The organism is Hylemonella sp. GW821-FHT10B10 (assembly GCF_059415585.1).
This window is the reverse complement of record NZ_JBWKNN010000001.1, coordinates 592,846-610,629: the sequence shown is the minus strand read 5'-3', so window position 1 is coordinate 610,629 and position 17,784 is coordinate 592,846. Positions and strand designations below refer to the sequence as shown.

General features: G+C 62.5%; 19 protein-coding genes. 11 read left to right on the top strand and 8 right to left on the bottom strand.

Translation table 11 applies throughout. From position 1 onward, the window contains the following. A complete protein-coding gene (locus AC07NT_RS03005) occupies positions 1-981 on the bottom strand; it encodes a Bug family tripartite tricarboxylate transporter substrate binding protein (RefSeq protein WP_498597910.1) in 981 nt (326 codons plus the stop codon). A gap of 11 nt (positions 982-992) precedes the next feature. Continuing rightward, a complete protein-coding gene (uraD, locus tag AC07NT_RS03000) occupies positions 993-1,586 on the bottom strand; it encodes a 2-oxo-4-hydroxy-4-carboxy-5-ureidoimidazoline decarboxylase (protein ID WP_498597911.1) in 594 nt (197 codons plus the stop codon). A gap of 78 nt (positions 1,587-1,664) precedes the next feature. Between uraD and AC07NT_RS02995 the strand changes: the two genes are divergently transcribed. Further along, the gene (locus tag AC07NT_RS02995) at positions 1,665-2,603 is read left to right on the top strand and encodes a LysR family transcriptional regulator (RefSeq protein WP_498597912.1); all 939 of its coding nucleotides are present in this window, start codon (positions 1,665-1,667) and stop codon (positions 2,601-2,603) included. Positions 2,604-2,732: 129 nt separating this feature from the next. On the opposite strand, the gene AC07NT_RS02990 is transcribed toward AC07NT_RS02995, so the two are convergent. Beyond that, positions 2,733-3,167 carry a hypothetical protein gene (locus AC07NT_RS02990; RefSeq protein ID WP_498597913.1) on the bottom strand — a complete coding sequence of 145 codons (435 nt, stop codon included), beginning with the start codon at positions 3,165-3,167 and terminating at the stop codon, positions 2,733-2,735. 117 nt (positions 3,168-3,284) lie between these two features. Beyond that, on the bottom strand, positions 3,285-4,376 hold the full coding sequence (locus tag AC07NT_RS02985) for a DUF2157 domain-containing protein (protein WP_498597914.1): 1,092 nt from the start codon (positions 4,374-4,376) through the stop codon (positions 3,285-3,287). Positions 4,377-4,444: 68 nt separating this feature from the next. Between AC07NT_RS02985 and AC07NT_RS02980 the strand changes: the two genes are divergently transcribed. From AC07NT_RS02980 to AC07NT_RS02965, 4 genes are read left to right on the top strand one after another with little or no spacing between them, the layout of a single operon-like run. Further along, positions 4,445-6,520 (top strand): glutamine--tRNA ligase, encoded by a 2,076-nt coding sequence (locus tag AC07NT_RS02980; protein WP_498597915.1) that lies wholly within the window; start codon positions 4,445-4,447, stop codon positions 6,518-6,520. 28 nt (positions 6,521-6,548) lie between these two features. Beyond that, entirely contained in the window at positions 6,549-8,132 is a 1,584-nt protein-coding gene (locus AC07NT_RS02975; RefSeq protein WP_498597916.1) for a GmrSD restriction endonuclease domain-containing protein, read from the top strand. Between the two features lie 16 nt (positions 8,133-8,148). Next, positions 8,149-8,430 carry a DUF427 domain-containing protein gene (locus tag AC07NT_RS02970; protein ID WP_498597917.1) on the top strand — a complete coding sequence of 94 codons (282 nt, stop codon included), beginning with the start codon at positions 8,149-8,151 and terminating at the stop codon, positions 8,428-8,430. Beyond that, positions 8,427-8,846, top strand: coding sequence for an OsmC family protein (locus AC07NT_RS02965; RefSeq protein WP_498597918.1), 420 nt, complete (start codon positions 8,427-8,429; stop codon positions 8,844-8,846). The genes AC07NT_RS02970 and AC07NT_RS02965 overlap by 4 nt, the downstream gene beginning before the upstream one ends. A gap of 33 nt (positions 8,847-8,879) precedes the next feature. On the opposite strand, the gene AC07NT_RS02960 is transcribed toward AC07NT_RS02965, so the two are convergent. Further along, entirely contained in the window at positions 8,880-11,033 is a 2,154-nt protein-coding gene (locus tag AC07NT_RS02960) for a hypothetical protein (RefSeq protein ID WP_498597919.1), read from the bottom strand. A 343-nt stretch (positions 11,034-11,376) separates the two neighbouring features. Further along, a complete protein-coding gene (locus AC07NT_RS02955; protein WP_498597920.1) occupies positions 11,377-11,901 on the bottom strand; it encodes a hypothetical protein in 525 nt (174 codons plus the stop codon). 199 nt (positions 11,902-12,100) lie between these two features. Here AC07NT_RS02955 and AC07NT_RS02950 point away from each other — a divergent pair, with 199 nt between their 5' ends. Both AC07NT_RS02950 and AC07NT_RS02945 read left to right on the top strand, forming a co-directional pair. After that, a complete protein-coding gene (locus tag AC07NT_RS02950) occupies positions 12,101-13,234 on the top strand; it encodes a methyl-accepting chemotaxis protein (RefSeq protein ID WP_498597921.1) in 1,134 nt (377 codons plus the stop codon). A 20-nt stretch (positions 13,235-13,254) separates the two neighbouring features. Further along, the gene (locus AC07NT_RS02945; protein ID WP_498597922.1) at positions 13,255-13,581 is read left to right on the top strand and encodes a hypothetical protein; all 327 of its coding nucleotides are present in this window, start codon (positions 13,255-13,257) and stop codon (positions 13,579-13,581) included. Between the two features lie 20 nt (positions 13,582-13,601). On the opposite strand, the gene AC07NT_RS02940 is transcribed toward AC07NT_RS02945, so the two are convergent. After that, complete coding sequence (locus AC07NT_RS02940) at positions 13,602-14,576, bottom strand: hypothetical protein (RefSeq protein ID WP_498642659.1); 975 nt, start codon at positions 14,574-14,576, stop codon at positions 13,602-13,604. Between the two features lie 294 nt (positions 14,577-14,870). Here AC07NT_RS02940 and AC07NT_RS02935 point away from each other — a divergent pair, with 294 nt between their 5' ends. Together AC07NT_RS02935 and AC07NT_RS02930 are read left to right on the top strand one after the other, a co-directional pair. Then, a complete protein-coding gene (locus AC07NT_RS02935) occupies positions 14,871-15,107 on the top strand; it encodes a hypothetical protein (protein WP_498597924.1) in 237 nt (78 codons plus the stop codon). 28 nt (positions 15,108-15,135) lie between these two features. Further along, complete coding sequence (locus AC07NT_RS02930; protein WP_498597925.1) at positions 15,136-15,384, top strand: hypothetical protein; 249 nt, start codon at positions 15,136-15,138, stop codon at positions 15,382-15,384. 24 nt (positions 15,385-15,408) lie between these two features. On the opposite strand, the gene AC07NT_RS02925 is transcribed toward AC07NT_RS02930, so the two are convergent. After that, positions 15,409-16,083, bottom strand: coding sequence for an SOS response-associated peptidase (locus AC07NT_RS02925; RefSeq protein ID WP_498597926.1), 675 nt, complete (start codon positions 16,081-16,083; stop codon positions 15,409-15,411). 22 nt (positions 16,084-16,105) lie between these two features. Here AC07NT_RS02925 and AC07NT_RS02920 point away from each other — a divergent pair, with 22 nt between their 5' ends. Continuing rightward, complete coding sequence (locus AC07NT_RS02920; RefSeq protein WP_498598509.1) at positions 16,106-16,645, top strand: DUF924 family protein; 540 nt, start codon at positions 16,106-16,108, stop codon at positions 16,643-16,645. A gap of 81 nt (positions 16,646-16,726) precedes the next feature. Beyond that, positions 16,727-17,731 carry a restriction endonuclease gene (locus tag AC07NT_RS02915; protein ID WP_498597927.1) on the top strand — a complete coding sequence of 335 codons (1,005 nt, stop codon included), beginning with the start codon at positions 16,727-16,729 and terminating at the stop codon, positions 17,729-17,731. The last annotated feature ends 53 nt before the right edge of the window (positions 17,732-17,784 follow it).

Genomic DNA, 17,784 nt, shown 5'->3' with positions numbered 1-17,784 from the left:
TTAGTTGAGCTTGGCGCCGCTGGCCTTCACCGCAGGCGCCCATTCTTCCACCTGCTTGCTCACGAAGTCGGCAAACTCGGCCTGCGTCATGCGGTGACTGGCCACACCCAGCTCTTCCAGACGTTTGAGCACCTCGGGCCGCGCGATCACCTCGGCCGTGGCCTTGTGGATCTTCTCCACCACTTCCTTGGGCACACCGGCTGGCGCCGAGATGCCCAGGAAGTTTTCTGCGACGAGCTTGGGGTATCCCGCTTCAATCACCGTGGGCACCGCCGGCACCTGCGCCATGCGCTGACGCGAGGTCACCGCAATGCCAACCAGCTTGTCGGCCTTGATGAAGGGCACGTTCTGCGTGAGCGTGTCCACGGCAAACTGCAGCGTGCCACCGAGCAGATCGGTGTGCATGGGCGAAGAGCCTTTGTAGGGCACGTGCTCCATCTTCAGCCCGTACTGCTGCTTGAACACCTCGCCCACGATGTGGCCGATGGAGCCCACACCACCCGATCCGTAGTTCACCGGTGTGCTCTGCGCCTTGATCCAGCTCACCAGTTCGGGCAGGGTCTTCGCCGGCACGGAAGGGTTCACCACAAACACATTGGGCACCGAGCCGATGAAGGCAATGTGGGTGAAGCTCTTGACGGGGTCGTAAGGCGGCTTGTCGAGCATGAAAGGCGAGATGCTGATGGGCGCCGTGTTCGACAGCATCAGCGTGTAGCCATCGGCGGGCGCTTTGGCCACTTCATTCGCGCCGATGGTGCTGCCCGCTCCGGGCTTGTTGTCCACCAGCACGGGCTGGCCCAGCTTCTCTTGCAGGCCCGGTTGCAGCAGGCGTGCCACGATGTCCGAAGAGCCCCCGGCTGCAAAGGTCACCACGATGCGGATGGGCTTTTGCGGCCAGGCCTGCGCGTGGGCCGTGGCACAGACCAGCGGCAACAGGGCCGTCATCGCGGCCGTCAAGAGAAAGTGGCGTTTGGTGCTCATGGCGGGTTCCTTCATGCGTCAGAGGGGGTTGATAGGTGAACAGAAACATCAGGTGCGGCGGACAACTCCACCTCCCGCACCACGCGGGCCAGACGGCCGCGCATCACCTCGCAGACCTGCTGCAGGGCGATGGGCCATTCGGCTTCCTGGCTGTGTGTCAGGCGCGCTTCACCCGACTGCAGGACGGAGTCCAGCGACGCATGCAAACGCAGGGCCACGATGTAAGGGTAAGCAAAGCGATCTGCGTAGTCGCGGTTCAGTCGCGTCAGACGCGCCATGTTCTCGGGGCTCAGGGCCATGAGGCCCAGCCGGGTCTGCTCGGCCGTGGAGTCCGGCGTCATCTCGCCCGCCTGCGCCTCACGCCCGGCGAGTTCGGGGTGCCCGCGCAACAAGGCCAGTTGCCGGGCCTGTGGTGCGCCCAGAATGCCAGCGCACATGGCCTCGAACAAGGCGTCAAAACTCCGGAACGGTGCCGCCGCCCAGGCACCCTGCGCCACCCAGGGCGCATGCTCCACCACGCCACCCAGCCGCGCCAGGAAGGCGCTGGCGCCCAGTGCCGGAAAGGCCGTCAGCGCGCCGGGTGTGACGAGTGGATCGGTGTTCATAAGACACAGTTTGAGACTGCTTTGCGTTGCTGTCCATCGCATAATTAATGGCGATGTGTTCTAATTTTTAGAACAGTCATGAGTCCCAACAGCCCACTGCACCCCAAAGCCCTGCGCTACCTCAGCGCGGTCGCACAGTTGGGCTCGGTGCAGGCCGCAGCGCGCGAGGTCTCCATATCCGCCTCCGCCATCGATCGGCAGATCATGCTGCTGGAAGAAGACCTGGGCGTGCCCCTGTTTGAGCGGCTCCCCCGCGGCATGCGCCTCACCGCTGCCGGCGAGCTGCTGCTGGCCCTGTCGCAGCGCTGGAAGGCTGACCTCAACCGCACGCTCTCTGACGTGAAGCACCTGCACGGCGTTCATCAGGGGCTGCTACGCGTGGCCGCCATGGACAGCCACACCAATGGTTTCCTGCCCGGCTTCATACACCGCGTGGTGCAGGACCACCCGGGCATCGTGCTGGAGGTGGACGTGGTCACCCCCGACGAGGCCGTACGCAGCCTGTGCGACGGCACTGTCGACCTGGCCGTGGCCTTCAACATCAAACCCCAGCGCGAGCTGCATCTGGTCTGGACGGCCGACCTGCCCCTGGGCTGCATGGTGGCCACAACCCATGCTTTGGCGACACAAAAGCAAGTCAGCCTGAAAGACGTGACCGCCTGGCCACTGGCCGTGCAAAGCCATGCACTGGCCATCCGTCGCTATCTGGAGCGCCGCCACGCGTGGCTGCTGCAAGAGGCCCGCCCGCCTCTCGTGACAAACTCACTGCAGCTCATCAAAAGCCTGGTGCGCAGCGGCAGCCATGTGGCGCTGACCTCCGAACTGGATGCCGGCCCCGAGATTCTGGACGGCCATGCCCGCTTCATCGCCTTGAGCGACCGCAACGCGAAACCCCAGACCATCGGTGTGGCCATCAGCGCCACCCGCCCTATTCCGCGCATCGGCCGTATCGTGGCGGATTTGCTGGCCGAGTACCTCACGGCTTATCTGCAAGAGGTGCGTACACAAACCGTTTGAGCTTGAGCCACGGCTCATCGAGCGCATAAAAAACGGCGCTCCGAAGAGCGCCGTGTAATGACCGTGCGTGACACGGTCAGCCGCGGGGGAGGATCCGCGGCGCCAGCACATGGTACGCCTAAAGAATCTTCAGCGCCGATTACCCATGTAACCTTCAGTGCCAGGGCGCGGGCCGTTGCCGCCGCCACGACCACCATGGTCACCGCGGCCGTCGTAACGGTCGTTGCGGGCAAACTGTTCTCGGCCACCGCGGTGGCCGTCCCAACGGTCATGGCCGCGGTCGTGACCGTAGGCATAGGCATGGCCGTAGTGGCGGTAGACCGGCGGGGGCATGTAGACCACACGGGGCGGCACATAGACCGGGCGCGGGTGCACCACCACCGGGTAGGGTGCCGGCACCACCACGGGGCCGTTGGACACACCGATCTGGATGCCGGGCTGCGACATGGCGATGGACCAGAACACATCGTCGGAGCCATGGGCCTGGGCGACGCCTGCGCCTCCCAGTCCCAGTGCGGCCACCAGGGCCAGGGCAGCAGCGGAAGATTTGGCTTTCGTCGTCATGAGGAATCTCCTTTACGGGGCCGCCGGTGGGCTGCCCTGTTTCCTCAACGCGCCGGCTCCCGATCCGGCTGCGAAGCGCCGGTGAAGGAGGTTACGGGATGTAACCGGACTCTTGTATCAGCGCGGCCGCAGCCCCGCCGGCAGCCAGGCACTGAGCCGGGCCTCGATCTGCTTTTCGTGGCGCTGCCACCAGATCCCCAGCGCCACCACGGCCAGCCCCAGCAGAGTGAGCGCAAACGGGAACATCAGGCTGTCGCGGAACACCCGGTGGGACAGGTAGGCCAGATAACCCGCGATCCCGAAGGCCCCGAACACGGTGAACACCCGCCGGCCGATGGCCGCGCCCAGGAAGATCAGGCCCAGATTGATCAGCGCGTACAGGGCCTTGCCCAGCTCCGAGCCCGAATCCTGCAGGCTCAGCCCGCACCAGAACATGATGGTGCCGAAGATGTAGAGCCAGAAGGCAAAGTCCTGCCGCCACTCCCCGCTGGCCAGGCGGCTGCGCATGTCCACCCACATGGCGATCAGGCAGGTGCCGATGCCGAAGACCAGGGAAATGTCGCGCGAGAACTGCCAGTCGAAGCCGTTGTGCTGCATCAGCATGTGGGCCACGTCCATGTACATGTACCAGACCGTCACCGCCACCGGCATCACCATGAAAGGCAGGCGGTAGCGCCACAGCATCACCACCGCGGCGGCCAGGGTGCCGAACTCCAGCGTGAGCCAGCGCCAGTCGATCTGCGTGTGGTACGCCCGGTAGTTGCTGGGCCCGCCCGGCGGCCACTGGCCCAGGCCGTTTTGCAGGGCCCACAGCGCCAGCGGCACCAGGCAGACCGCCAGCGTGGCCAGGATGCCGGCCGGCGTGTTCAGCCCCCGGCCCTTGAGCTGGTCCGCCACCAGCAGGCAGGCCACCAGGTAGCCCACAGCGATGGCCAGCAGGCCCCAGTCGCCGAACTGCTGCCAGCCCAGGGTCATGAACAGCGTCATGGCGCCGATGGCCACCATGCCGCCAAAGTAATACAGCACATTGGTGAAGGAAAAGCGTGGCCCATGGGCCAGGCCGGCCGGCACCGTGGTCTGCACCCGGGCCTTGCCCACCCAGCGTTCCCACAGCTGCTGGGACTGCTGGCCGGTGATCAGGCCCTCGCGCACGGCGGCCTGCAGATCGGCCGGGGAGACGGAGACACTGTCGCTTTGTGGTTCGCTCATGGCGTCCTCCTTTGCCACCCATGGTAGCAAGCCCACGCCCCGCGCAGACCGGCCTCTAAAATGGCTGGATGAGCAAGCCCAGCACCCCTGACAACAAAGAAGCCCCCAAGGCCAGCAATTTCCTGCGCCAGATCATCGAACACGACCTGGCCGCCGGCACCTACAGCGGCCGCCACTGGGCCCACCAGCCCGGTGAAGCCAGCCTGCAGGAGCAGGGCCAGCCCGACCCCGCCCGCATCCGCACCCGCTTCCCGCCCGAACCCAACGGCTACCTGCACGTGGGCCACGCCAAGAGCATCTGCCTGAACTTCGGCCTGGCGCGTGACTACGGCGGCGTCTGCCACATGCGCTTCGACGACACCAACCCCGAGAAGGAAGAGCAGGAGTATGTCGACTCCATCACCGACGCGGTCAAGTGGCTGGGCTTTGGCTGGGATGCGCATGGCGACAGCCACCTGTACTACGCCAGCAATTACTTCGACTTCATGTACCGCGCCGCCGAGTACCTCGTGGAAACCGGCCACGCCTATGTGGACGAGCAGACACCCGAGGAAATGCGCGCCAACCGCGGCGACTTCGGCAAACCCGGCACCGACAGCCCCTACCGTAGCCGGACGCCCGCAGAGAACCTGGCCCGATTCCGCGAAATGCGCGCCGGCAAACATGCGGACGGCTCCATGGTGCTGCGCGCCAAGATCAGCATGGCCAGCCCCAACATCAATCTGCGCGACCCGGCCATCTACCGCATCCGCCGCGCCACCCACCACAACACGGGTGACGCCTGGTGCATCTACCCCATGTACTCCTTCGCCCACCCCATCGAGGACGCGCTGGAGAACATCACCCACAGCATCTGCACGCTGGAGTTCGAAGACCAGCGCCCCTTCTATGACTGGACGCTGGAACGCATCGTCCCCATCCTGCGCACGCCGCAGTTTGAGAACGCCAAGGCCCTGATCGAGAAGATCGAAGCCCAGGGCCTGGAAGCGCAGAAGGAATTTGCCCTGCACTGCCACAACCATGCGGACAAGCTCTTTGCCAGCGAAGCAGAAGGGAAACTGCGCACCCTGTTCGCCAAGTGGGAACACAACCGCGACGCCGTGCTGCATGACCTGCCCGCCTTCTTCGCCCTGCTCAAGAAGGAAACCGCGCAGCTCACCCCCCTGCTGGCCCACGCGCTGGACGGCCAGCGCCCCAACGTCTTCCTGCTGCCGCACCAGCACGAATTTGCCCGCCTGAACCTCACCTACGTGATCACCAGCAAACGCAAGCTGGCCCAGTTGGTGACCGAAGGCCGCGTGAGCGGCTGGGACGACCCGCGCATGCCCACCATCGTCGGCCTGCGCCGCCGCGGCTACACGCCCGAGAGCATCCAGCTTTTTGCCGAACGTATCGGCGTCACCAAGGACTACAGCTGGATTGACTACAGCACGCTCGAAGGGTGCCTGCGCGAAGACCTGGAGAACAAGGCCCACCGCGGCATGGCCGTGCTGGACCCGGTGAAACTGGTGCTCACCAACTGGGCCGAGGCCTTTGGCAGCGACAGCTACACCGAAGAATGCAGCCAACCCGCCCTGCCCCATGTGGAAGAAGGCCAGACCGCCCCCGCGCCGCGTCGTTTCCTGATCGGCCGCGAGGTCTGGATCGAACGCGAAGACTTTGAAGAAGTGGCCCCCAAGGGCTACAAGCGTTTGTTCCCCGGCAACGTGGTGCGCCTCAAGGGCGGTTATGTGATCGAATGCACCGGCTGCCTGCGTGACGCAGCGGGCAAGGTGACCGAAGTGCACGCCAAGGTCATCCCCGGCACCAAGAGCGGCACCCCGGGCGCCGACAGCGTCAAGGCCAAGGCTGCCATCACCTGGGTGGCCGTGGCCGACGGCGTGGCCGCCGAAGTGCGCCTGTATGACCGTCTGTTCACCGATGCGCAACCCGATGCCGGTGGCAAGGACTTCCTGGCCAGCCTGAACCCGGACAGCCTGAAGACCGTCACCGCCTATGTGGAGCCCTCACTGGCCCAGGCGGCGGCGGACGACAAGTTCCAGTTCGAGCGGCATGGTTACTTTGTGGCGGACCGCAAGGACCACAGCAAGGGTAAGCCCGTCTTCAACCGTGTCACCGGTTTGAAGGATAGCTGGGGGAAATAGAAATAAACCAAACGGGAGGAGATGGAAAATGGAAATAAAACAACTCAGTATTCAGCAGGTTCTCGACAGCGTATCTAAGGGCGAGATCAGGATTCCAGCATTCCAGCGAGGGTTCGTATGGGAACCTGATAGGGTCGCGTACCTCATGGACAGCATATACAAGCGCTATCCATTCGGGACGCTGTTACTCTGGCGAACCAACTCGCGTTTAAAACACGACAGGAAACTCGGTCCGCTACAGCTACCGGATCCCCCAGACGCGTATCCAGTTGAGTACGTACTCGATGGCCAGCAGCGCCTAACTTCGGTTTTTTGTGTGTTTAAAAGCGGCTTACCGCTAACTCCCGGATTTAACTGGAAAGACATTTACTTTGACTTGCAGGCGAAACCTGATGCTCGTGAGCAGCAATTCGTCGCGCTGTCACCGGATGAAGTCGACTCAAAGCGTCACTTTCCCTTGCGTAGCATCTTTGACTCACCTGAGTATCGAAAATTAACCAAGGACTTTGACGAGGCTACGGCGAAGGTAGTTGATGAACTTTCCCGCGTCTTTCAGCAAGTACAGATTCCTTGCTACGTTTTCCAGACTGATGACAAAGGAATCGTATCTATCATCTTCGAACGCATCAATCGTCAAGGCGTTCCTCTTGACACACTGCAGCTACTTTCAGCTTGGACTTGGAGTGAAGACTTTCAATTGCAGGCCGAGTTTGCTGATCTGAATGAAGAACTGGAAGAGTTCGGTTTCGGCCAAGATGATGACGAAGACAACCTAGTCTTGCGGTGTTGTGCTGCAGTTTTTATAAAAGACGCTGCACCAGAAAGTCTCTTAACGCTATCTGGCGCAGATGTTCGCAACGGATTCCCAAAGCTTCGGAATGGAATCAAGGGAGCAATTGACTTCCTGAGATCCAACTTTGGCGTTCAGCGCCTAAGAATACTTCCATTCCAAACAATCATCGTTCCACTATCTGTCTACTTCGCGCACGAAAAAGATGCCGAAATAAAGCTTCCCGATGAGCATCGAAAGAAGATCAGCGATTGGTTTTGGCGGACCTGCTATAGCAGGCGATACAGCAGTGGCGTACTGAGAAGCTTAAAAACAGACATTGAAGAAATCGATGCGCTGCGTTTGGGGAAGGAGTCCAAGCTCGGCGACTTCCCAGTACCTCTAAATGAGGAGTTCTTTGTTGACAACCGCTTCCTAATGGGATCAGTGAATACGAAGACATTTATTCTTACGCTGGCACAACTTCGCCCTCGAAGCTTCCTGTCAGGTGTAGAACTCGACTTGAGCGATAAGCTGCGAATGAGCAATCGAACCGAGTTTCATCACGTGTTTCCGAAAGCGTATCTCGAAACGACAAAGCAGGCCAATGGACGCGAAAACTCCTTAGCAAACCTCGCATTTCTTTCGCGTGCAGACAACCGACAGATTGGCGCCAATCCGCCTTCCGAGTACCTCAAAACAATGCCCGTTGAAGTGGATCCAATCCTTCTATCAGCCTTGATTGATCGAAAGACTCTTGAGTCGAACAATTTCGATGGCTTTCTAAAAACACGAGCAAATGCATTGCATCAGTTCGCAAACCAACTGATGGTCGCGAAGTAGAACTCGGAGTCAACACATGAAAGCCACCTGGAACAACACCGTCATCGCCGAGAGTGACGACACCGTGCTGGTGGAAGGCAACCACTACTTCCCCGCGCACGCGCTCAAGCGCGAGTACGTGACCTTCAGCAACCACAAGACCACCTGCCCCTGGAAGGGCGAGGCGCACTACTACGCGCTCATGGTCAACGGCGACATGCTGCCCGACGCCGTTTGGTACTACCCAGAGCCCAAACCCGAGGCCCACCTCATCCAGGGCCGCGTGGCCTTCTGGAAGGGCGTAAAGATCGAAGAATGAGCAGCGCCCCCGCCAAAATGACTTTCCACGTGGAGACGCTCCGCGTGGACGCCCACAGCAGCCGCGCCGTCTGCAAACAGGCCGAGATCGCGCTGGACACGGACATGGCGGGCAACCCCGAAGCCTTCAACCCGGCCGAGTTGCTGCTGGCCGCGCTGTCGGCCTGCATGGTCAAGGGCATCGAACGCGTGGTGCCCATCCTCAAGTTCCAGCTGCGCGGTGTCGAGGTGGTGGTGGACGGCGTGCGGCAGGACGTGCCGCCCAGGATGGAAAGCATCCGCTACGAGATCATCGTGGACACCGACGAGAGCGAGCAACGCCTGGCCCTGCTGCACGAGAACGTGAAGAAGTACGGCACAGTCTTCAACACCGTGGCCCCGGGCACGGACCTGGCGGGCACGCTGCGCCGCAAGTAAAACGCGCGCCATCCAGCAAAGGCGCGGCGCTTGTCACGGATCTCTTTCGAACAGAAGCGCGGCTTCTCCCTTGACATAGGCGCTGAAGTACTTGGTGTACGTGATGACAGCGTAGCGGTTGTCGTCTGAGGTGATGCCGCCGTGGAAGAACTCTCCCGTGGATGAGCCCGAGGAGCCGCTGCACGTACCGCCAGATTGGTAGTAGATGCCGCTCGCCGGCAGAACGGCCTGGCCGTTGATGGTGAGCTGGCAGGTCCCGTAGTTGGCGCTGGTGGTGCCCAGGGGGTACTGGTTGAACTGGATCGTCAGGCTGGCCGTTATCCCCGAGGTTGTGATCAATTGATTGGCGCTCTTGATCAGGAAGGGCGTACTGGCGACCAGACGGTAGGAAGCAGACCCTGAGCTTGGGAAAACAGGCGTAGCAGGTATTTGGGCGTAAGAGTAGGCTTGCGGCACTTGGGACGGTATCCCCTGGTGCGAGAACGGGGGCATCATGACGCCGATGCCGGCGACAGTATTGCCTTGCTTCGAAAGCCCACTGCTGGCGGAAAGGCCGGACGCCGACGCCGGATTGGGCGTGCCGTCGGCGAAGAAGGTCAGCCCGTTGAATATGGACTGCCCCTCCATCCAGTTCAGATAGTAGTTGCCCGTCGTCGGCGGGTTGCTGAGCGAGCCGCTGCCAAAGATCGGCGGCACGCAGGGCTGCACGGTCCCCGGCCGTTCGAAAGCGGCAGCCAGGCCGATCGAGTGGCTGGTCAGGATATTGGATGAAATGGTGATGACCGCCTTGGTCCCGCCGACACCTGCGAGCATGCCGCGGAATTGCAGAGTTTCGCCACTGGGCAGAGCCAACGTGCCCGAACCGAATTCCTGATTGGCCTGCACCACGCCGCCTTGCCAGGGCGCATCCGCGCCGCCGGGGCTCGTGAAGGTGTAGATGTTGCTCAGATCGTCGCGCAACATGATGTTGTATCCGACGAATGTCGTACCGTTCGCAAAATAGAAACCGATTCTTGACCCCTGGGCCAGGGTCAGGGTACGGGAGCCGTCGTGCGTCGAGAACGGCTTGGTCTGGGCCTGGGGCTCCATGATCGTCAGCCCACAGACGGGCAAGGCCGTCGCAGGCACGCCTGCGGCATAGACGATGTCCCGCGTCAGTGCACTGGCTGTGAGGTTGGTGGTCTTGAACTCCTGGCTGCTCGCGTCATACGTGGCCCCCTGGGGGTAGTAGTACCCGCGGTTCCAGCGTCCGATGGCGGTCTCGGTCGTGCCATAGACCTCCGCCACGCTGGCATAACCCACGTGTGCGAAACCAACGCCGGACGATACGCTTCCGTCCCGGTATGCCTCCAGTGCTCCACGGCTGTTGAAGACGGTGTCCGTCGTCGGCTGTGATGCCATGGAAGGCGGGCTCAGCAACCGCAAGGTCCAGTTGGGGATGGTGCTCAGGGACTGCCCGGTCGACTCCGCGCCAGCGAATTGGGCCGCATCCGCGTTGGACGGCAGGCCGAGCGATGCATAGATGGACGCCTTTTGGGCTGTGAGCGACGGCGCTACATCGACAAACCTGATGAATCCGGCCATCCACGCGGAAGTCAGCAAGTCATCTTGAGCATTTCTGACCGCTAAGCGGTGAAAGTTGCTCAGGGCATCAGCGAATGTCAGCCCCGGATTTCGAAGCTTCAACTCGTGCAGGAACCCTGCAAAAGATCCAAGATAAAAGGAGAAAGCCGTTTCCCCACTGGTCAGGCTTGGATCGCTGCCGGGCACATAGCTGGTCAGGTCAATGAACCTGAGGGCAAATGGACTCGGCACGCCAAAGGCGTTGTTGACCAGGGTCGTCGCGCTGGCGACGGAACTGGCGCTCCATTTGTTCGCAGAAGATGATTGCTCCACCTCAAGCGCAACCGCTTCGGAGATGGCACTGATGACGCAACGAGTCTCTGTACCGGTAGCGACAAACACCGCACGCATGGGCGATGCAAGCGGCTCCGTTACATGACTGATTTCATTGACGTATTGCCCGCCTACCGCTTCCAGAAGGTACACGCCGCCTGACTGAAGTGTATTGGGCAGACTGTAGCGCCCCTGCACGTCGGTAAGCGCACTGGCGATGAGCGTCCTTTGCCCGTTGGGGGCCAGGCTGTACAGGCTGACGGTCGCGCCATTCGTCAGGCCCTTGACCACTTGCCCGCCGAACGTAGAAGGGCCTCCGACCGAGCCCCCACCTCCACCGCCGCCACACCCCGATAGCAGAGATGCGACAAACAATCCGACCCACAGCGCGATTCTCACAATCTCCTCCCAGAGTTCGTCTTCGCTTTGCTGTATATCGTAACCTGCCTGCAGTTTGCCAGACAGCCTTCCAGGCGAGGCTGCTGCTTACCGTGCCTGACCGGATCTGCGATGGGGCGCCCCACCTTGTGTTTTTTGCGACCTCATGCGGCCCCGCGCGAATGCACGAGGCGATCGACTATTCACTCAGGGCCGACAGCGGCATCTGGCCCAACTCCGTGAGCCGCGCGGGGGCTCACTTCAGCCCGGCGATCTTGCCCTCGGCCGCGTAGGCCTTGAGCCGCCACATCTGTTGCTGGTAATGCAGCTCGGGCTGGTGGATGGAAAACTCGGCCAGGTCCAGCGCGGCGGCTTCTTCGCGGAAGCGCTCACGCAGCCCCATCATCTCGGCGCCCAGCTGCGCGCGGGCCCTGCCCACAGCGCGCAGGGCGACCCGGCGCAGGGGCTGGTCTGTGGGCACCTTGCGCAGGGTGGCCGAGGCATTGCGCAGCAAGACCAGGGTACCCTGTACAGATTCGGCCTGGTCCAGCGCGGCGATCAGGCAGCGGCGGCCTGCGGCGGTGAAATCGATGGTTTCGGTGACGGGGTTGTTGACGCGCTGTGCATCACAGACCCGGTAGCGGGCTTCGTCCTGCTGCTCCAGCGCCTGGCGCTGGGCCAGCCAGGTGTCGGCCGACGCTCGGGGGTAGACGGTATCGGACCACGCGAGGCCACTCGCGGCCAGCGCGGTGGCGGTGACAAACAGTGCGGTGAACTTCATGGTGTGTTCTCCTGTTGCCGATGGGTTCAGTATGGGCAGGCCGCGCACATTTGCCATCCCCCTGCACGGGCGTAGTTCACACTTCGCCGCGAAAAGGATGCGCACTATTACCGCTTTGGCGCCGTACCCGGCATTCGGGCCGGCACCGCTACACTGACAGGCACTGGGACCCGCGTTGAGCGGGCGATGGAGGAGACCTATGAAATTCCTGGACGACATGAAGGTCGGCACGCGGCTGGTCCTGACTTCTTCCATCGTGCTGCTGCTGATGCTGGGCATCCTCTACGAGGGTTACAGCACCCTGGGGCAGATCGCCGCGCAGGCGCCGCAGTTCCAGCCCCTGGCTTCGGGCGCGCGGACGGCCATGCTGGTCATGGGCGGGCTGGCCCTGCTGGTGGGGGTGGCCGCCATGCTGCGCCAGGCGCGTGCCATCTCCGCGCCGCTGGCCGACGCGGTATTCATTGCCGAGACGGTGGCCTCGGGCGACCTGAGCCACGACTTCGAAAACACCCGCAAGGGCGAGTTCGGCCGCCTGCTGGACGCCATGGGCACCATGGAAGACACGCTGACCGACCTGGTGACGCAGATAAAGGAAAGCACCGCGCCGCTGGCCGAGGCCTCGCAGGACATTGCCGACGCCAATGCCAGCCTGGCGCAGCACTCCCAGCAACAGGCAGGGGCGCTGGACCAGTCGGCCGGCCGCATGGCGCAACTGACGCTGACCGTGCGCGAAAACGCGCAGCGCGCGCACAGCGCCAACGAGCTGGCCAACGGCGCCTCGGGCATCGCGCAGCGCGGCGGCGAGGTGGTGGGCGAGGTGGTGCAGACCATGCGCAGTATCTCCAGCAGCTCGCAGCAGGTGGTGGACATCATCGCGGTGATCGAGGGCATTTCCTTCCAGACCAACATCCTCGCTTTGAACGCCGCGGTGGAAGCGGCCCGCGCCGGTGAACAGGGGCGCGGTTTTGCCGTGGTGGCGGGCGAGGTGCGCGTGCTGGCGCAACGCAGCGCCGAGGCGGCCAAGGAGATCCGCACGCTCATCAGCCACTCGGCGCAGCAGGTGGAAACCGGCGCGCAGCTGGTGGACCGCGCCGGCAACACCATGCAGGACATCGTGCAGGCGGTGCAGCAGGTGCGGGACCTGCTGGCCGAGATCTCCACGGCCTCGGCCGAGCAGAGCCGCAGCGTGGGCGAGGTGTCCGAGTCGCTGGGGCAGATGCAGTCCGAGACGCGGCACAACAGCGAGCAGGTCGCCCACGTGGCTCAGGCCGCCGGCGCCATGAACGAACGGGTGCGCCAGCTGCAGGTGGCGGTGGACCAGTTCAAGGTATGAGCGCGGGCATTTAGAGCAGTATGGGGCGAGGCAAGCACTACCACGTCTACGTCATCGAGTTGTCGAAGGACGTGCTCTATGAAGCCAAGTTCAGGAAAAACAACCCGAACTACGTGGAAGGCAAGCCCTGCGTCTACGTGGGCATGACGGGCCTGGACCCGGACGTGCGTTTCGACAAGCACATGGCCGGCATCCAGGCCAACAGCTATGTCACCCGCTACGGCCTGCGCCTGCTGCCGGACCTGTACGAAGGTTTCAACCCCATGAACTACAAGACGGCGCAGGAACGCGAAATTGAAATCGGCATCGACCTGCGTTCGGCAGGGTTTGGTGTGTGGCAGGCTTGAGCCCCCCTATTGGGTGCACACTAACCTTTCCGGCAGGAATAGGCCTTAACGTTCTTTGGCTCGCCCTCCATTAGCGAGACCAGCTGAACCCCCGAACCGGGGACCGTAATACGAATCTTGTTAGCAGAGGTATCACTCTCTGCCCCATTCGCATGAAACTCTATAAGCCAACGATTGCCAACGTTTGACAGCACTTGAGCGCGAACTGCAGTCCAGCGCCCGCCTTGACAGATCGGGGCTCCGCTGAGATCGGCCTTCTTAAGCGCCTCACGAACAATCTCACAGCTCTCATCAGAAAGCAGAAGATCTCTCGCCCCGTCGCTACGGACACCCATCGTAGTCGCGACCATGGTTGGAAAGAGGTTCGGCTGGTCGACCACCATTGGCACAGAGAAAGCTGCCAACCCAGTGAAGAAGGTTGTCAATGCCAGCAAGCCTTTTTCCATCTTGACTGCCGCCAACGTATTAGCCACGATCAACGCAAGCCAACCCAATATGAGTACCGCCCAATGATTCAATCCTGGTGCGGCGTACGCTTCAATAAATGCATTCAAGGCAATAGAGGGCAGTATCGATAAAAACGCGATCGAAACTGCGATGTATCCCCTGTAAACCCTGCGCCGCGGGGTTCCCGAATGCCCTACGACTCGTACGAGCACATAAAGCGACGGAATCGTTAGTAACAAACAAATCCAGATTGCTCGCGTGCTAACGACTCCACAATCTATATACAGACGGTATGCATTCACGAGAAAGAAAACTCCCATGCCGCCGATTTGGACTAAAAGTAATTCCTGAAACGTAAATAGGCGTTTTTGTTCGAGTCGAAGCTCCTCCTCCGCGTAGTCTCGATATATGGCAGCTGGAAAAACCAAACTTAAAGCGATTAGAAAGATCATTCCCATAGCCACAAAAGCTGCTGCGCTCCCTAAAGCAGCCAACGTTGTGACGTCCGAAGGAATGTGATCAATGGAGTTGAAATAAAAAAACAGCAAGAGCCCGCCTAGAACCGTCCCAGCTGCAGCGAAGCCGACCCACGGGACTTCACGCAAAGACTCGAACAGGATTTGCGTGGGGCCGGTCCAAATTGATCGCCTGGACTCCTCTTTTCCCACTCTCTTTCTATATACCTTCGGCATAGTATTTCCCCCTGATAAAACATTCGACAGCTGGGCGACGCGCTAGCGCGTCGCCCAGCTGAGATTCCCCACAGAATAGCCGTATGCGAGTCCAAAGCACCTAGGTTTCTATTTCAAAGCCACCTAATCAGTTTTTGCATGAGCCCCCATTTGCTAACCCTAACCCCAGTGAACCCCGACGTGTACAGCGTGCACACCGCCGACGGCCTGCACGTGGGTAACCTCAAGCGCATCGGCGCGGCCTGGAAGTTCAAGGCCATCGGTTATGACACCGCGGGCCAGCTCGTCCCCGGCGGTGGCCCTTTGACCGACAGGCACAACACGGCGTTTGCCGCACCGGACGCGGCCGAGGTGAACGCCAAACTCGGTGTCACGCCCCTGGGTTAATCTCGCACCAAATCCACAAGGAAACCCCATGAAGAAACTCAAGATCCAGATCAACCTGGAGATGACCGTGCCCGGCGACTGGGAGGTGGTGCAGACCTCCGAGGGCACGCCCGTGCTCAAGCTGCCCAACGGTCAGTACATGGACCTGGCCATCGAGCCGCTGTTTGCCGACGACCCCGAAGAAACCTGGAGCAGCACGGACAGCGACGATGCGCTGAACGACATCCTGGACATGGTGGAGAGCGAAGAGGTCAGCTACGAGTTCGTGACGCACTGAAGCGTCTGCGCTGCGCCCAACGGCTCAGCGCTTTTTCTCGACCGGGTTGGCCAGCAGCTGCTGGGCCGGGTAGGCCCGCAGAAATTCCCGCGCCTTCTCCACGGGGGCACTGAGCCAGGCGTCCCAGGCGCCCTCGTTGAGGATGACGGGCATGCTTTTCTCGCTGCCGGGCTGCTGGTAGCGGTGCATGAGGGCGTGGTTGTTGGCGTTCACTGTCAGCAGCGCGTAGCTGACGATCACCTCGCCCTCGCCGCCCGTCCAGCGTTCCCACAGACCGGCCACGCCCATGGGCTTGCCGTCCACCCGGGCGATGCGGGTGGGCACGGCCTTGCCGCTGCGCCAGTCGTCTTCCAGGAAAGCCATCATGGGCACGATGCAGCGCTGCCCGGCCAGCCAGGCCTCGCGGAAGTTGGTGGAGGTGCTCATGGTGTCGGCACGGGCGTTGACGAGCTTGGTGGAGCGCAGCTTGGCGTCGGACGCCGATTTGACCCAGCGCGGCACCAGGCCGAACTGCCCGGCCACCAGCTCGCGCGCGGCGGGCGGGGCATCGGCGGTGGCTTCAGCCCCCGCACGGCCCTGGCGGATGAACACCCCGGGCTGGCGCGGCCAGACCTCGCGCCCGATCGACGCCTCGGGTGCGGGCACATGAAAGGCGTCGGGGTACAGGGTGTTTTGCACCGTCTCGTAATGGGAACTCATGCGGCGATGGTATCTTTTCGCCATGCAGGCCCCAGATATCCTGAGCTTCTGGTTCGAGGAGCTCGACAACAAACGACGTTTCGCCAAGGACACGGCGCTGGACGCGGCCATCCGCGCGCGCTTTGGCGCCACACTGCAGGCGGCGGCCCGGGGCGAGCTGTGGGCCTGGCGCAGTTCGGCCGGCGGACGGCTGGCCGAGATCATTGTGCTGGACCAGTTCTCGCGCAACATCCATCGCGACACGCCGCTGGCCTTTGCCCAGGATGTGCAGGCGCTGACGCTGGCGCAGGAGCTGGTGGCCAGTGGGCTGGACAGCGCGCTGCCCGTGGAGCGGCGGGCCTTTGCCTACATGCCTTACATGCACAGCGAGTCGCCGCGCATCCACGTCGAGGCGGTACGGCTGTTTTCGCAGCCGGGCCTGGAGGGCGCGCTGGCCTTTGAGCTACGGCACCAGGCCATCGTCGAGCGCTTTGGCCGTTACCCCCACCGCAACGCCCTGCTGGGCCGGGACTCCACCCCCGAGGAGTTGGCCTTTCTGCAACAACCGGGCTCGTCCTTCTAGGCCGGGACAGGATTTCGCTGCATTTTTGGCTACAGTGAGCCCACATGCGGAAGACCGCAGTCGTTGGGGGGACCACTAGTCATGCAGCCATCGCGCAAAAAGACGCACCGCCGAGCCCTGGACACCGTGCTGGAAAAAGGCATCGTGGCCACGGCCATTGCCATCGTCTTTCTGATTTCACCGCTGATCCTCAAGGGCTCCCCCACGCTGCTGGCGGTGGCCAACGGCCTGAACCTGGCGGGCTGGTGGGTACTGGGCCTGGGCCTGCTGCTGATCGCCCTGCATCTGGTGATGCTGCGCCTGCGCCGTGAGGTGCAGCACGAAGAGCCCGAGCCGCCCGCCTCGCGCTTCCAGCATTCGATCCTGCCCGACGAGCTGCTCTACCCGCCCAGCCGCGTGCGCCTGGAGCCCATGCTGAAGGACGCCCCCGAGGAAGACGCCCCCGCAACCGACCCCTACGAGCAGTCCACCATTCCCGCCCAGCTGGACGTACAGCCAGAGGAAACCCCTGCGCGGCCGGAACGGGAGCTGGCCTGGGGCCCCAAGGTGTGGACACAGATCGAGTGGCGCCGTTTCGAGGCCGTGTGCGAGGCGTTGTTCGCGCAGGTGGGTTTCCAGACCACGGCCCAGCCGCGCAGCGGGGACGGCGGGGTGAACATCTGGCTGCGTTCGCGCAACGCCCAGGGCGGGCCGGTGGCCGTGGTCCAGTGCAAGCACTGGCGACGCAAACCCGTGGGTGTGAAGGAGCTGCGGGAGCTGCTGGAGGCCATGGGCTCGCAACAGCTCAAGCGCGGCACCTTTGCCGCCAGCGGGCGCTTTTCGCGGGATGCGCTGCAATTTGCGCAGGACCACGGCGTCAACGTGCTGGACGGCGCGGCCCTGCTGGCGCTGATCGCGCGGCGCAAGCCCGACCAGCAACAGCTGCTGCTGAACGTGGCCTACGAGGGCGAGTACTGGCGGCCCACCTGCGCGAACTGCGGCACCAAGATGGTGGAGCGCCAGGTGTCGCAACGCGGTTCGGCCTTCTGGGGCTGCTTCGACTACCCGCGTTGCCGCAACACGCTGTCCATCGCCAACGCGCTCTGAAACAGTGGTGACAGTACGCAAAAGCCACACGGATCCATAAGCCGGCTCGCATA

Excerpts from the sequence above, each read along its gene's own strand:
- AC07NT_RS02980 (WP_498597915.1), top strand. The coding sequence starts at position 4,445 with ATGAGCAAGCCCAGCACCCCTGACAACAAAGAAGCCCCCAAGGCCAGC.
- AC07NT_RS02975 (WP_498597916.1), top strand. The coding sequence starts at position 6,549 with ATGGAAATAAAACAACTCAGTATTCAGCAGGTTCTCGACAGCGTATCT.
- AC07NT_RS02985 (WP_498597914.1), bottom strand. The coding sequence starts at position 4,376 with ATGAGCGAACCACAAAGCGACAGTGTCTCCGTCTCCCCGGCCGATCTG.
- AC07NT_RS02990 (WP_498597913.1), bottom strand. The coding sequence starts at position 3,167 with ATGACGACGAAAGCCAAATCTTCCGCTGCTGCCCTGGCCCTGGTGGCC.
- AC07NT_RS02930 (WP_498597925.1), top strand. The coding sequence starts at position 15,136 with ATGAAGAAACTCAAGATCCAGATCAACCTGGAGATGACCGTGCCCGGC.
- AC07NT_RS02925 (WP_498597926.1), bottom strand. The coding sequence starts at position 16,083 with ATGAGTTCCCATTACGAGACGGTGCAAAACACCCTGTACCCCGACGCC.
- AC07NT_RS02945 (WP_498597922.1), top strand. The coding sequence starts at position 13,255 with ATGGGGCGAGGCAAGCACTACCACGTCTACGTCATCGAGTTGTCGAAG.
- AC07NT_RS02965 (WP_498597918.1), top strand. The coding sequence starts at position 8,427 with ATGAGCAGCGCCCCCGCCAAAATGACTTTCCACGTGGAGACGCTCCGC.
- AC07NT_RS02920 (WP_498598509.1), top strand. The coding sequence starts at position 16,106 with ATGCAGGCCCCAGATATCCTGAGCTTCTGGTTCGAGGAGCTCGACAAC.
- AC07NT_RS02955 (WP_498597920.1), bottom strand. The coding sequence starts at position 11,901 with ATGAAGTTCACCGCACTGTTTGTCACCGCCACCGCGCTGGCCGCGAGT.
- AC07NT_RS02970 (WP_498597917.1), top strand. The coding sequence starts at position 8,149 with ATGAAAGCCACCTGGAACAACACCGTCATCGCCGAGAGTGACGACACC.
- AC07NT_RS02995 (WP_498597912.1), top strand. The coding sequence starts at position 1,665 with ATGAGTCCCAACAGCCCACTGCACCCCAAAGCCCTGCGCTACCTCAGC.
- AC07NT_RS02915 (WP_498597927.1), top strand. The coding sequence starts at position 16,727 with ATGCAGCCATCGCGCAAAAAGACGCACCGCCGAGCCCTGGACACCGTG.
- uraD (WP_498597911.1), bottom strand. The coding sequence starts at position 1,586 with ATGAACACCGATCCACTCGTCACACCCGGCGCGCTGACGGCCTTTCCG.
- AC07NT_RS03005 (WP_498597910.1), bottom strand. The coding sequence starts at position 981 with ATGAGCACCAAACGCCACTTTCTCTTGACGGCCGCGATGACGGCCCTG.
- AC07NT_RS02950 (WP_498597921.1), top strand. The coding sequence starts at position 12,101 with ATGAAATTCCTGGACGACATGAAGGTCGGCACGCGGCTGGTCCTGACT.